The sequence below is a fragment of the Streptomyces sp. NPDC059832 genome (assembly GCF_042731715.1).
GTDB lineage: Bacteria > Actinomycetota > Actinomycetes > Streptomycetales > Streptomycetaceae > Streptomyces.
On record NZ_JBHWIY010000009.1, the window covers coordinates 23,358 to 35,607 of the forward strand.

A 12,250-nucleotide genomic window follows, 5' to 3' on the forward strand; every position below is an offset into this window, starting at 1 on the left:
GGTCCGCAGGACGTGATGGCAGGATGACGCAGGTGAGACTGGGTGTGGACGTGGGGCGTACGACGACGGTCGCCGTTCTCGTACGCCCCGGCGACGCTCCTTTGGTGCATGCCGTGGTCGCGTCATCGGCCTCCCTCGACCGCTCGCTGCGCGATGTCCTCGACGCGCTGGACAGCCTCGGGAACGCCCCGTACGACCGTGCCGACGTCGTCTGTCTCACGACCGATCTCGACCGCACGCCGAACACGCCCTCGCCCGTCGCCGTACTCCGCATCTCGCCCGCCTGCCATCCCGCGCTCGGCCCGTCGCCGCACCCGGGCGGGCTGACGCGGGTGGTCGCGGGCGGCTCGTCGCTCACCGGCCGGCAGCTGGCACCGCTGGACCGGGCCGGTGTCGAGGTGTTCGCCCGGGAGGCCGCGGCGGCGTCGATCACCGCGTTCGCCGTCTGCGCGGCCGGGTCGCCCGCCCGGCCGGAGCCGGAACTGACCGCGGCCTCCGTGATCGCCCGCCTGCTGCCCGGTGCGCACATCACCCTTTCGTACGAGATCGGCTCCCCCGGCCTGCGCGAGCGCGAGAACGCCGCCGCCGCCAACGCCGCGCTCGGCCCCTGGGCCGAGCACCTCACCGACACCGCCGGGCGAACGCTGCGCGCGCGTGGCATCACGGCCCCGCTCTTCCTCGCCCGGGACGACGCCGGTCTGGTCTCCGCCGAGTACGTCCGCCGCTACCCGGTGATCGCCACCGCCTCCGCCACGGCCTGCGCGCTGCGCGGAGCCGCGCTGCTGGCGGGCGCCGAGCGGGCCGTCGTCGTGGACGCGGCCGGCTCCTCGATCCGCTGCTCGGCCGTCGCGGACGGCGAGCTGGAGGCCGGGGACGCGGGCCCGGGGCCCGGCGGACTCCGGATGGATGTGGGCAGGCCCCGCCTGGACACCCTGCCGTTCGGTGGCGAGGAACCGCCCGCCGACGCACGGCAGCGGGTGGCAGCGCTGGTGGCCGGTGTACTGGAGCGCTCGCCGGGCAGCACGGTGCTGTACGCGGGCGGCGCGGCCCCGCTCTTCGGGGGCACGCCGGACGGGATCCGGGCAGCCGCATACGGCGCGGCACGCGCGGACACCCGGGTGGAGCTGGAGCAGGTGGTGGTCGCGCCGGGCCGCGCGGAACTGGACCGGGTCATCGCCCTGGCCCGTGACCAGGCGCTGGCGCGGGTCGTGTCGGCGGGTGCGGCGCCGGGCGCGGCCCGGGTCGCACGGACCGTCCACACACCCGTCTCGTATCTCCCGGGCGGGGTGCACCGGATCAGGGTCCGGGCCGTGGGCGCGCCGGCGGGAGCGACGTCGTGACCGGCGCACCGGCCCATGTGGACGCCGCCGTGCTGGAGCAGCTGGCGGCCGGGTCGCTGGTGCTGGCGGCGGGCGCGGCGGAGTCCGCGTTCCGGGTGGCGCTGGACTGGGCGCGGGCGTCGGTCGCCGCACACGGGCCGGTGCGGCTGCTGGCCCCCGACGAGCTGAGCGGGTTGCGGCTCTGCGTGACCGTGACACTGGTCGGCTCGTCGGCGGCGCTCGCCGAGCAACTGCCGACGGGGGCGGAGACGGTACGGGCGGTGCGCGCCCTGGAACGGCTGCTGGGTGCCCGCGCCGATGCGGTCGTCGCGCTGAACACGGCCGGTGAGAACGCTCTGCTGTCGGTGGCCGCGGCAGCCGACTGCGGGCTGCCGCTGGTCGACGGTGACGGGTGCGGGCGGGTGCTGCCGCTGCTGGAGCAGTCGACGTTCACGCTGGCCGGGGTGGCCGCGGCGCCTCTTGCGCTGGCGACCCCGTCGGGCGATGTGGTCGTGGTGGAGTCGGCGGGCGGGCGGGTGGAGGACCTGGTGCGGCCGCTGGTGCCCGCGGCCGGCGGCTGGGCGGTGGCCGCCTGCTACGCGATGCCGGGCGAGGTGCTGGCCGGTTCCGTGGTGCCGGGCACGGTCGGCCGGGCGATCCGCGCGGGCACGGCCCGGCCCCGCGATCTGTTCGCACCGTGGTCGCCGCGGCGGCTGTGCCGGGGCCGGATCACGGCGGTGGAGCACCCGGTGGGCGCCCAGGACGATCCGTACGGCTACGGGCCGCCGGAGGCGTACGACCCCACCGGGCCCGGTTCCGCCCCGCCGTGGCCGGTGCTTCCGTCCAGTCCGACGAGTGTGCTGGTCGCCGAGACGGAGGGGATCGGCCGCCACTTCCGGCTGGAGGCGCACAACGAGGTTCTGCTGGCGCTGGCGGACGGGGCGCCGGTCGCCGCCGCCCCGGACCAGATCCTGATCCTCTCGGCCTCCGCCGACCGGCGGGTGCTGGATGTGGAACGGGCGGTGCCGGGCGTGGAGGTCGAGGTGGTGGTCATCCCCGCCGCGCCCGCCTGGCACACGCCCGAGGGCCGCCGGCTGGCCCGTACCGGCGTACTGGATCCCTTGGGCACGGAGGAGGAGCCATGGTGAACCGCCCGGCCGCCCGCCCGGTCCGCGAAGGCCCGCTCACCGTCGCGGAACTCGTCCAGCAGGGGCGGCTCGCCGGGGTCCGGATGTCCGGGGCGAGCGGGCGGGACGCGGAGGTCCGTTCGGTGCGCATCGTGGACCGGACATCGGTGCTCGACACCCTCGAACCCCATACCGCGGTCGTACTGACCGGGCGGGTCGCAGCCGCGGGCTGGACCGTGGAGATGGCGCTGCGCAAGGCATGGGAGCACGCCGCGGCCTGTGTCGTGGTCACCGAGGCGGCGGGCCGGCCCGGTTTTGTGGGCGCGCTCGCCGACCGCCTCGGGGTGCCGTTGCTGGTCATCGACGAGGACGCGCTGGACGCCGCGGTCCGGATCGCCTCCGCGGTCGCACGCCCCGACGCCGGGCGCACCGCGCTGGTGGCCCAGGCGGCCCGCGCGCTCGCGGACACGGGACCGCACGCCGGGCGGGTGCTGTCCGCCCTGCACGCGGTGCTGCCGTCCACGGCGGTCGCGCTGACCGGGCCGACGGGTGAACTGCTGGCGGGCCGGCGGGCCGCGCTCTCGGCGCAGGGTGGTGCGCTCACCGTCCGGGTGGAGGTCCCGGACGGTGCCGGCGGCTCGCTGGGCGCGCTGGTCGCCCGATCGGGCTCGCGGGTCGTGGGCTGGGGGGAGACGGTGCGCGACGTGCTCCGCCTCGCGGTCGCTCCGCTCACGGCCTGGTGCGCGGTGCGTCGTCTGGCCGACGAACGGACGGGCCACCGCGCGGCGTTGCTCCTGCGCCGGCTGCTGGAGGCGGACACCGGGGCCGTGGACGATGGCGAACCCGGCCAGGACGCGGCAGGGGCGGGGCCCGGCGAGAACGAGCAGGCCGAGGCGGCCGCGCTGGGCTGGCCCGCCCGGGGTCCGCTCATCGGCTACGCGCTGCGTCCCGTCGCGGGCTGGGACGGCCCCGATCCCGGCCCCGCGCTGCGCGCGGTCTGGAGTTCGGCGGGGCCGGGCGGACCGCTGGTCGCGTACGGGCGTTGCTGGGTGGCCTGGCAGTCGGTCGCCCCCGCGGACGGGGTGGATCCGCTGGAGGCGGCGACCCGGCAGCTGACCGACGCGCTCACCGCGGCGGCCCCCTATGTGCCGGTCGCCGGCGGGGTGGCTGGCACGGCGGCCTCGTTGTCCGCGCTCGGCCCGGTCCTGACCGACGCGTGCGCGGCAGCCGGGGTGGCGGCCGCCGGGGAGCCGGGGAGCGTGGTGCGTGGGGACCGGATGGGCGCGGCGCAGCTCCTGTCCGCCGTACCGGCCGAGATGCTGCGCGGCCCGGCGGAGGTGGTGCTCGCTCCGCTGCTCGCGGCGGACCGGGACGGCACCCTGCTGCGTACGCTGGCGGTCGTCCTCGACGCGGGTGCGGCGCCGACGGCGGCGGCCGAGGTGCTCGGCGTGCACCGCAACACGGTGGCCGCCCGGCTGGAGCGTATCCGCGCGCTGGGCTTCGATCCCGACGACGCGTCACAGCGGCTGGCACTGCATCTGGCGTGCCGGGTCCTGCTGCGCGACAGGGGCGCGGCGTCCTGAGGACCGTCCCTTCGCCGCTCCGTCCGCCGCCGGCCTGAGCGCGGAAAGCCGGGAGACGGCGGTGGCGGAAGAACCCACCGGGGTTCTTCCGCCACCGTCCCGGCCGGTCCGTCAGGCGCCGTACACGGCCTCCGCGTGTCCGGCCGTCAGCAGACCCTGCCGGACGTCCTCGGCCACTGCCCCGGCCGCCCGCTCCCCCGCCGGGCCGAAGCCGCCGCCACCACCGCTCTCGCAGCGCAGCACATCGCCCTCGCGCACACTCAGCGCGTTGGCCTTCAGCAGTGAACGCCGGTCGTCGCGGCCCGGGTTGAGGGTCACCCGCGGCGCCGCCCCCGCGGTACCCCCGAAGACGCCCCAGGCAGGGGTGACCGAACGCTCCCACCACAGGGAGAGCTGCTGGTCGGCGGCGAACCGGTACTGGCGCACCACTCCGTTGCCGCCGCGGGTACGGCCGGCGCCCGCGGAGTCGGGGCGGATCGCGTACTCCTCGACGCGTACCGGGAAGAGAGTCTCCAGCACCTCCACGGGCATGTCGCGCAGCGAGCCGTTGACGTTGTTGATCAGGCAGGACTCGCCGTCGGAGGCCTCCCAGGCACCCCAGCCGCCGACCGTCGCCTCCTGCGAGACGAAGAGCTTCCCGCTGCGCGGGTCGGTTCCGGTGAACTGGACGATCATCGAGTCGCCGTAGCTTGCCGCGGCGGCGCGGTCCGGGACGGCCGGGGCGAGCGCCTTGACGACCAGGTCGATGACGAGGCCGAGGTGGGAGTAGTAGTACTGGCAGGCGGCCGGTTCGACGGCGGCGAGCATGCTGCCGGGCCGGGTCAGTACGCCGAGAGGCTTGAACGACCCGCCGTTGAGCGGGACTTCACCGCTGACGAGCAGTTTGTAACCGACCCGGCAGGCCGCGACGGTCTGCGCCGCGCCGCAGTTGACGGGCCCGGTGGCCTGGTCGGCGCAGTCGGTGACGTCCATCGTCATGCGGTCGCCGTCGACGGTGACCCGGACCGTGACGTGCAGGGGTGTACCGAGGTCGATGCCGTCGTCGTCGAGATGTCCCGTGGCCTCGTACACACCGTCGGGGATCGCGGCGATCTCCCGCCGCTCCAGCCGCTCGGTCTGGGCGAAGATCGCGTCACGGGCGGCGAGCACGGTCTCCAGGCCCCATCGTCCGACGATCTCCGCGAGCCTGCGGGCTCCGGTCCGGGCACAGGCCACCTGGGCGCGCATGTCGCCGAGGGTGGGGTGCGGGAACCGGACCTGACGGGAGATCAGGTCATGGATGAGTACGCATGGTTCGCCGTTCTCGTAGATCTTCAACGGGCCCATGCGCAGGCCCTCCTGATGGATCGACGTGGAGTCCATGGAGCCGCCCGGGTCCTTGGAACCCATGTCGATCCAGTGCGCCCGGGAGGCCGCGAAGCCGACGAGTTCGTCCGCCACGAAGATCGGGCCGTAGACGGTGACGTCGTTGAGGTGCGTGCCGCCGATGTACGAGTCGTTCAGCACCCACACGTCGCCGGGCCGCCAGACGTCGGCGCCGTACATCCGCTCCGTGGCGCGGGTGCACTCCTCCAGGTTGCCGAGGAAGATCGGCAGGCCGGAGGACTGGCCGAGGACGTGGTGGTCGCGGTCCAGGAGTGCGACGGCACAGTCCTTGGCCTCGTAGATGGTCGGGGTGTAGGAGGACCGGATCAGGGTGGTGTTCATGTCCTCGGCGGCCTGGAGCAGCGCGCAGCGGATGATCTCCGTGGTGATCGGGTCGATGGCGGCCGTGGCCGAGCCGTCCTTGGCGTTGGTGCCGGTGGTCATGAGACGCCTCCGAGCTTGATGACGAGGAATCCGTTGTCGTCCACGGTGACGGTGGCGTCCGGTGGGACGACGGTGGTGGCGGTGGCCTCGACGATGACGGCGGGACCGGGGATGTACTGCCCGGGGGCGAGGTGTTCGCGGCGCAGTACGGCGGTGTCGTGCGCGGCACCGCCGAAGACGACCGGTTTGACGGGGGCTTCGGGGGCTTCGCCGGGCGCGGCGGCGTACGGGACGGCAGCGAGTTCGGGGAGCCCGCCGAGCGCGGTGGTGCGCAGGGTGACGAACTCGACGGGGGCCTCGGGTGTCGCATGGCCGTAACGGCGTTCATGGAGCCGGGCGAAGCGCGCGGCGACCGATGCGAGGAAGCCTTCGGCGGCGGGCTCGGCGGGACCCGCAAGCGGCACGGTCAGGGTGTAGTCCTGGCCCTCGTACCGCATGTCGACGGCGTGCTCGATACGGTGCCGCTCGGCCGGTACGCCCTGCTCGGCCAGGGCTTCGGCGCCCTCGGCCGCCAGGCCGGCGAGTGCTTCGGCCATCGCCGTGCCGTCGAGGCCGGCGCCGGGGGTGAAGAACTGGAGCGTGAGGTCGCGGCGGACTTCGGTGCCAAGCATGCCCCAGGCGGAGAACGCGCCGGGGAAGCGCGGTACGACGACCTCCTCGATACCGAGCTCGCGGGCGATCTCCACGGCATGCATGGGCCCGGCCCCGCCGAAGGCGAGGAGTACGAACTCGCGTGGTTCCAGGCCGTGTTCGACGGTGAGAGTCCGGATCGCCTGGGCCATCTTGGCGTTGGCGACGTCGCAGATGCCGCCGGCCAGCTCGACGGGGTCGAGGCCGAGGGTGCCGGCGAGTTCAGCGACGGCCCGGTGGGCCGCCTCGGTGTCGAGGGTCATGTGCCCGCCGGCGAACCAGTCGGGGTCGACACGGCCGAGGACGGCATTGGCGTCGGTGACGGTGGCCCGGGTGCCGCCGCGTCCGTAACAGGCGGGCCCGGGTACGGCGCCGGCCGATTCGGGGCCGACCCGCAGTCCGCCCCCCTCGGCGTAGGCGAGGGAGCCGCCGCCCGCTCCGATGGTGTGCAGGTCCACGAGCGGCATCAGGACGGGGAAGCCGTCGGCGGCGCCCTCGTTGGAGATGTCGGGGCGGCCGCCGAGCACGAGTGACACGTCGAACGAGGTGCCGCCCATGTCGACGCAGATCGCGTTGGGCCGGCCGAGCAGCGCGGTGGCCGCGACTCCGCCCATGGTGCCGCCGACCGGCCCGGACAGCAGGGTCTGGAGGGGGTGGCGACGGGCGAAGGAGGCGTTGACGACGCCGCCGGAGGACTGCATGACCTGGACGGGAACGGTCAGCCCGTGTGCGGCGAAGCGGTCCTCGATCCGGCCGAGGTAGCGGCGTACGACCGGGCCGGTGTACGCCTCCAGGACGGCGGACGAGGTGCGTTCGTACTCGCGCCATTCGCGGGCCACCTGGTGGGAGAGCACGACCATCACGTCGTCGCCGAGCTCCGCGGCGAGGATCTCGCCGGCCCGCAGTTCATGGGCGGGGTTCACGTAGGAGAACAGCAGCGCGACGGCGACGGCGTCGAAGCCCTCGTCACGGGCGCGGCGGGCCGCGGCCCGTACGGCGGCCTCGTCGAGCGGGGCCAGCTCGGTGCCGCGCGAGTCGAAGCGGCCGCCCGCCTCGGCGGTGGCGTACCGGTCCACGAGCGGCTCGGGCTTGCGGTAGTGCAGGTCGAACATGCGGTCCCGGTTGCCGCGGGCGATCTGGTAGACGTCGCGCAGCCCGGCCGAGGCGAGCAGCAGGACGCGGGCGCCCTTGCGTTCCAGCAGGGCGTTGAGGCCCTGGGTGGTGCCGTGGACGAAGAAGGAGATGTCGGCGGGGTCGTCGACCGCCCGGCCCAGCGAGGAGAAGACGCCCTCGGCGAGGTCTCCCGGCGTGGTGGGGGTCTTCGCCGCTTCGAAGGTGCCGCGCGTCTCGTCGTACGCGACGACATCGGTGAATGTGCCACCGATGTCCATGGCCACCCGGTAAGTCATGCCGCCTCCCGGCTTTCTCAGGGGAATGACGTGACGCTATCGGCGGGGCGCGGCGGCCGGCTGTGCGCTGCGCACGGTGCACGGGGTCCGGCCGTGCGCAGCGCCCGGCGTCAGCCGACGGGGCCCGGCTGCCGCACGTCCTCGTGGAGGTGGACGATCCGCCAGGACGCCCCGGCCCGGTGCAGGATCACGGTGTTCCGGATGAGCTCGGGACGGTGCGGGACGCCGTCCGGGGCGGGGGCGAAGTCGACCCGGAGCCAGAAACGCAGGACGGCGATGTCGCCGAAGACGTCGATGGTGCGGTCGTAGGCGGTGAGGCCGGTCTCCTGCGGCCCCTCACCGGCCGCCGGGCGGGCGTCGCGGATCCGGTCGAGGTCGGCCTTGCCGAGCAGGAGCGGGTCGGCGGCGGAGTCCCAGACGGTCGCCCCGGGATCGAGCGCCCGGTCGATCCCGGCACGGTCGCCCGCGTCGTACGCCTCGTACATCGCGGTGAGGACGGCCCATACGGCGTCGGCGTCGGCCGCCGACGCACCCGGCCGGGCGGTGGACGACAGAGGCAGGGGGTTCTCGGACATGGTGGTGCTCCTGAGCGGATCCGGGGGTGCGACGGCGGCCAAGCTACACAGCCGCCGGCCGGGCCGCCGCCCGCACCCCCGTCGCTCATTCCACCGAGCGGAGGGCCTCGGCCAGGATCTTCGCGCCCTCCTCCGCCTCCGGGATGGTCAGGGTGAGCGGTGGTGCGATCCGCAGCACGCTGGTGTTGTGGCCGCCGCCCTTGCCGATGAGCAGACCGCCCTCGCGGGCCGCTTCGAGCACCGCCGCGGCCGCCTCCGGGTTCGCCTCGTCGGTGCCGGGCTTCACCAGCTCGATGCCGATCATCAGGCCCCGGCCGCGCACTTCGCGTACGCATTCGAAACCCGCGCCGATCGCGCGCAGCCGCTCGATCAGCAGACCGCCGACGCGCCGGGCGTTGCCCTGCAGGTCGTGTTCGAGGAGGTAGGAGAGGTTGGCGAGACCGGCCGCCATGGTGACCGGGGAGCCGCCGAACGTCGAAATGGAGTTGGCGTCGAGGCAGTTCATGACGTCGGCGCGGGCCACGACACCGCCGATCGACATGCCGTTCCCGATGCCCTTGGCGAAGGTGAGGATGTCCGGCGGCCCGTTCTCGCCGTGTGCCTGCCAGCCCCAGAAGTGTTCGCCGGAGCGCCCCCAGCCGGTCTGCACCTCGTCGGAGATCCACAGGACGCCGTGCCGGTCCAGGACCCGGCGGAACGCCGCGTAGAGGCCGTCGGGCGGTGAGGTGAATCCGCCGACGCCCTGGATGGGTTCGGCGATCAGGGCGGCCGGTGCCCGGGTGTGCCCGAGCAGGTCCTCCAGATCGGCCACACATGCCTCGATGAACTCCGCGTCACCGAGGTGCGCGTACGGCCCCCGGGTACGGACGCCGCCGTGCACGTACAGCGTCTGCAACGGCGACAGGCTGGTCGGTGACCAGGCGTTGTTGCCGGTGATGGAGACCGCGGAGAACGATCTGCCGTGGTAGCTGTTGCGCATCGCGAGGATCTGGTTCGACCTGCGGTACGCGGTGGCGAGCAGCAGTGCCGTGTCGTTGGCCTCGGTACCGGAGGTGGTGAAGAAGACCCGGGCGTCCGGGATGCCGGAGAGCGTGGCGACGCGTTCGGCCAGCTCGATCATCGGCCGGTTGAGGTAGAGCGTGGAGGTGTGGATGATCCGGCCGGCCTGCTCGCCGACCGCCTTGGTCACCTCGGGCAGGGCGTGGGCGGTCATGGTGGTGAGGATGCCGCCGAAGAAGTCGAGATAGCGCCTGCCGTCGGCGTCCCAGACGTGACGGCCCTCGCCGTGGGTGATCTCCAGTGGGTGCTTGTAGTAGAGCGCCAGCCAGTCGGGGCTGACGGCGAGATGGCGATGGTGCAGGCTGCTCACGGCTCGACCAGTCCTTCGTACGCGTCGGGGCGGCGGTCCCGGTAGAACGCCCACTGCTGCCTGACCTCGTCGATGAGGCCGAAGTCGAGGTCGCGGACGACGAGTTCCTCCTCCTTGTCGCTGGCGACCTCACCGACGAACTGGCCGCGCGGGTCGACGAAGTAGCTGGTTCCGTAGAAGTCGTTGTCGCCGTACTCCTCCTGGCCGACGCGGTTGATCGCGGCGACGAAGTACTCGTTGGCGACGGCGGACGCGGGCTGTTCCAGCTGCCAGAGGTAACTGGAGAGGCCGCGCGAGGTGGCGGACGGGTTGTACACCAACTGGGCGCCGTTGAGCCCGAGTTGACGCCATCCCTCGGGGAAGTGCCGGTCGTAGCAGATATAGACGCCGACCTTGCCGACGGCGGTGTCGAAGACCGGCCAGCCGACGTTTCCGGGCTTGAAGTAGTACTTCTCCCAGAACCCCTTGACCTGCGGGATGTGGTGCTTGCGGTACTTGCCCAGATAGGAGCCGTCGGCGTCGATCACGGCGGCGGTGTTGTAGTAGAAGCCGGACTGCTCGACCTCGAAGACCGGCACGACGATCACCATGCCGGTCTCGCGGGCGAGTTCCTGCATCCTGCGGACGGTCGGCCCGTCCGGAACGGCCTCGGCCCAGCGGTAGTGCTCGGGTTCCTGCACCTGGCAGAAGTAGGGGGCGTTGAACACCTCCTGGAAGCCGATGATCTTCGCGCCCTGACGGGCGGCCTCGCGCGCATGCTCCTCATGCTTGGCGATCATGGATTCGGTGTCGCCGGTCCAGGTCGCCTGGACGAGTGCGGCGCGAACGACTTGGGACATGAGCTGCTCCTTCGACGCGGCGTCAGAGAGCCTCAACGCGTTTCTACGCCCGTAGACACGTGCGTAGAGGAGAACGTAAGCCCCGTCACACAGCGGGGCAAGACCATCGCCGTGAACCGGCGGAGTCGATCACGTTTCGCACCCGTGCGGTCCACACGTCCATCGTCTTTCCACCCCGGGGAGGACGGCTCATGCCTCCCGGGCCGTGGGGCCCGCGCGCCGGTTTGTATTCTCGGCAGGCGCCCCCGTCCGAGCGGCACCTGCGAGAGGAAACACCATGACCACCGAGCTGAGCCCCGACGCCCTGTCCGGGCTCCTCGACCGGGCCCGTCGGGACTACCAGGACCTGGCGGGGCTCGGGCTCTCGCTCGACCTCACCCGGGGCAAGCCGGCCCCCGAGCAGCTCGACCTCTCCGAGGACCTGCTGAGCCTGCCGGGCGGACGGCACACCTCCGCCGACGGCACGGACGTACGCAACTACGGAGGGCTGCAGGGGCTGCCGGAGCTCCGGGAGATATTCGCCGGGGTGCTCCAGGTGCCGGCCGACCAGCTGCTCGCGGCCGGGAACTCCAGCCTTGAGCTGATGCACGACTGCCTGGTCCACGCCCTGCTGAGCGTGCTGCCGGGCGCCGAGTCGCGCTGGGTGGATCAGGAACGGATCGCGTTCCTGTGCCCGGTGCCCGGCTACGACCGGCACTTCGCGCTCTGCGAGCGCTTCGGGATCGACATGATCCCGGTGCCGATGACGGCCGAGGGTCCGGACATGGAGGTCGTGGCACGGCTCGTCGCCGAGGACCCGGCGATCAAGGGCATCTGGTGCGTGCCGAAGTACAGCAACCCGGACGGCGTCTGCTACAGCGACGCGACCGTGGCCCGCCTCGCCTCGATGAGCACCGCCGCTCCCGACTTCCGGATCTTCTGGGACAACGCCTACGCCGCCCACCACCTCACCGACGAGCCCGTCGAGATCGCCGATCTGCTCGCCGCCTGCGCCGGGGCCGGCAACCCGGACCGGGCGTTCGTGTTCGGCTCCACCTCGAAGATCACCACAGCGGGCGCGGGCGTCGCGTTCTTCGGCTCGTCGCCCGCGAACCTCCAGTGGCTGCTCGGCAACAACGCCAATCGTTCGATCGGCCCGGACAAGGTGAACCAGCTGCGGCACGTCCTCTTCCTGCGCGACGCCGACGGGGTGCGGGGCCACATGGAGCGCCAGCGCGCCCTGCTCCAGCCCAAGTTCGAGGTGGTGGCCCGGATCCTGGACGCCGAGCTCGGCGGCACCGGGCTCGCGACCTGGACCTCGCCCGAGGGCGGGTACTTCGTCACCCTGGAGGTGCCGGACGGCTGCGCCAAGGAGGTCGTACGCCGTGCCGCCGAGGCGGGCATCGTGCTGACCCCGGCCGGCGCCACGCACCCGTACGGCGACGACCCGCGCGACGCGGTCATCCGGATCGCGCCCAGCTACCCGGGGCTCGCGGAGCTGGAGCAGGCCATCGCGGGGCTCGCCGTCTGCGTCAGGCTGGTGGGGTACGAGCAGCGGGCACACTGACCACTCCGTCAACTCCCTCCCCACTGTTTCCCGTTCGAGTGATG

At 73.2% G+C, this 12,250-nt stretch carries 9 protein-coding genes; 4 read left to right on the forward strand and 5 right to left on the reverse strand.

Annotated elements, in window-relative coordinates:
- The first annotated feature begins 23 nt into the window (after positions 1-23).
- The 3 genes from ACFV8T_RS17610 to ACFV8T_RS17620 are packed head-to-tail and all read left to right on the forward strand — an operon-like array spanning position 24 to position 4,029.
- Complete coding sequence (locus ACFV8T_RS17610; RefSeq protein ID WP_385328382.1) at positions 24-1,340, forward strand: hydantoinase/oxoprolinase family protein; 1,317 nt, start codon at positions 24-26, stop codon at positions 1,338-1,340.
- Positions 1,337-2,467: a DUF917 domain-containing protein gene (locus tag ACFV8T_RS17615; RefSeq protein WP_385328383.1), complete on the forward strand. Its 1,131-nt coding sequence runs from the start codon at positions 1,337-1,339 to the stop codon at positions 2,465-2,467. Before ACFV8T_RS17610 ends, ACFV8T_RS17615 begins: the two co-directional genes overlap by 4 nt.
- The gene (locus ACFV8T_RS17620) at positions 2,461-4,029 is read left to right on the forward strand and encodes a helix-turn-helix domain-containing protein (protein WP_385328385.1); all 1,569 of its coding nucleotides are present in this window, start codon (positions 2,461-2,463) and stop codon (positions 4,027-4,029) included. Before ACFV8T_RS17615 ends, ACFV8T_RS17620 begins: the two co-directional genes overlap by 7 nt.
- A 111-nt stretch (positions 4,030-4,140) precedes the next feature.
- On the opposite strand, the gene ACFV8T_RS17625 is transcribed toward ACFV8T_RS17620, so the two are convergent.
- The 5 genes from ACFV8T_RS17625 to ACFV8T_RS17645 all read right to left on the reverse strand — a co-directional run bounded on the left by ACFV8T_RS17625 (position 4,141) and on the right by ACFV8T_RS17645 (position 10,660).
- On the reverse strand, positions 4,141-5,838 hold the full coding sequence (locus tag ACFV8T_RS17625; protein WP_385328387.1) for a hydantoinase B/oxoprolinase family protein: 1,698 nt from the start codon (positions 5,836-5,838) through the stop codon (positions 4,141-4,143).
- On the reverse strand, positions 5,835-7,877 hold the full coding sequence (locus ACFV8T_RS17630) for a hydantoinase/oxoprolinase family protein (RefSeq protein WP_385328389.1): 2,043 nt from the start codon (positions 7,875-7,877) through the stop codon (positions 5,835-5,837). The genes ACFV8T_RS17625 and ACFV8T_RS17630 overlap by 4 nt, the downstream gene beginning before the upstream one ends.
- A 110-nt stretch (positions 7,878-7,987) precedes the next feature.
- Positions 7,988-8,452: a nuclear transport factor 2 family protein gene (locus ACFV8T_RS17635; protein WP_385328390.1), complete on the reverse strand. Its 465-nt coding sequence runs from the start codon at positions 8,450-8,452 to the stop codon at positions 7,988-7,990.
- Between the two features lie 85 nt (positions 8,453-8,537).
- Positions 8,538-9,821 (reverse strand): aspartate aminotransferase family protein, encoded by a 1,284-nt coding sequence (locus tag ACFV8T_RS17640; protein WP_385328392.1) that lies wholly within the window; start codon positions 9,819-9,821, stop codon positions 8,538-8,540.
- Positions 9,818-10,660 carry a nitrilase-related carbon-nitrogen hydrolase gene (locus ACFV8T_RS17645; RefSeq protein WP_385328394.1) on the reverse strand — a complete coding sequence of 281 codons (843 nt, stop codon included), beginning with the start codon at positions 10,658-10,660 and terminating at the stop codon, positions 9,818-9,820. The genes ACFV8T_RS17640 and ACFV8T_RS17645 overlap by 4 nt, the downstream gene beginning before the upstream one ends.
- A gap of 277 nt (positions 10,661-10,937) precedes the next feature.
- Between ACFV8T_RS17645 and ACFV8T_RS17650 the strand changes: the two genes are divergently transcribed.
- Positions 10,938-12,206 (forward strand): aminotransferase class I/II-fold pyridoxal phosphate-dependent enzyme, encoded by a 1,269-nt coding sequence (locus ACFV8T_RS17650; protein ID WP_385328396.1) that lies wholly within the window; start codon positions 10,938-10,940, stop codon positions 12,204-12,206.
- Positions 12,207-12,250 lie beyond the last annotated feature (44 nt).

Excerpts from the sequence above, each read along its gene's own strand:
- ACFV8T_RS17650 (WP_385328396.1), top strand. The coding sequence starts at position 10,938 with ATGACCACCGAGCTGAGCCCCGACGCCCTGTCCGGGCTCCTCGACCGG.
- ACFV8T_RS17610 (WP_385328382.1), top strand. The coding sequence starts at position 24 with ATGACGCAGGTGAGACTGGGTGTGGACGTGGGGCGTACGACGACGGTC.
- ACFV8T_RS17635 (WP_385328390.1), bottom strand. The coding sequence starts at position 8,452 with ATGTCCGAGAACCCCCTGCCTCTGTCGTCCACCGCCCGGCCGGGTGCG.
- ACFV8T_RS17625 (WP_385328387.1), bottom strand. The coding sequence starts at position 5,838 with ATGACCACCGGCACCAACGCCAAGGACGGCTCGGCCACGGCCGCCATC.
- ACFV8T_RS17620 (WP_385328385.1), top strand. The coding sequence starts at position 2,461 with ATGGTGAACCGCCCGGCCGCCCGCCCGGTCCGCGAAGGCCCGCTCACC.
- ACFV8T_RS17645 (WP_385328394.1), bottom strand. The coding sequence starts at position 10,660 with ATGTCCCAAGTCGTTCGCGCCGCACTCGTCCAGGCGACCTGGACCGGC.
- ACFV8T_RS17630 (WP_385328389.1), bottom strand. The coding sequence starts at position 7,877 with ATGACTTACCGGGTGGCCATGGACATCGGTGGCACATTCACCGATGTC.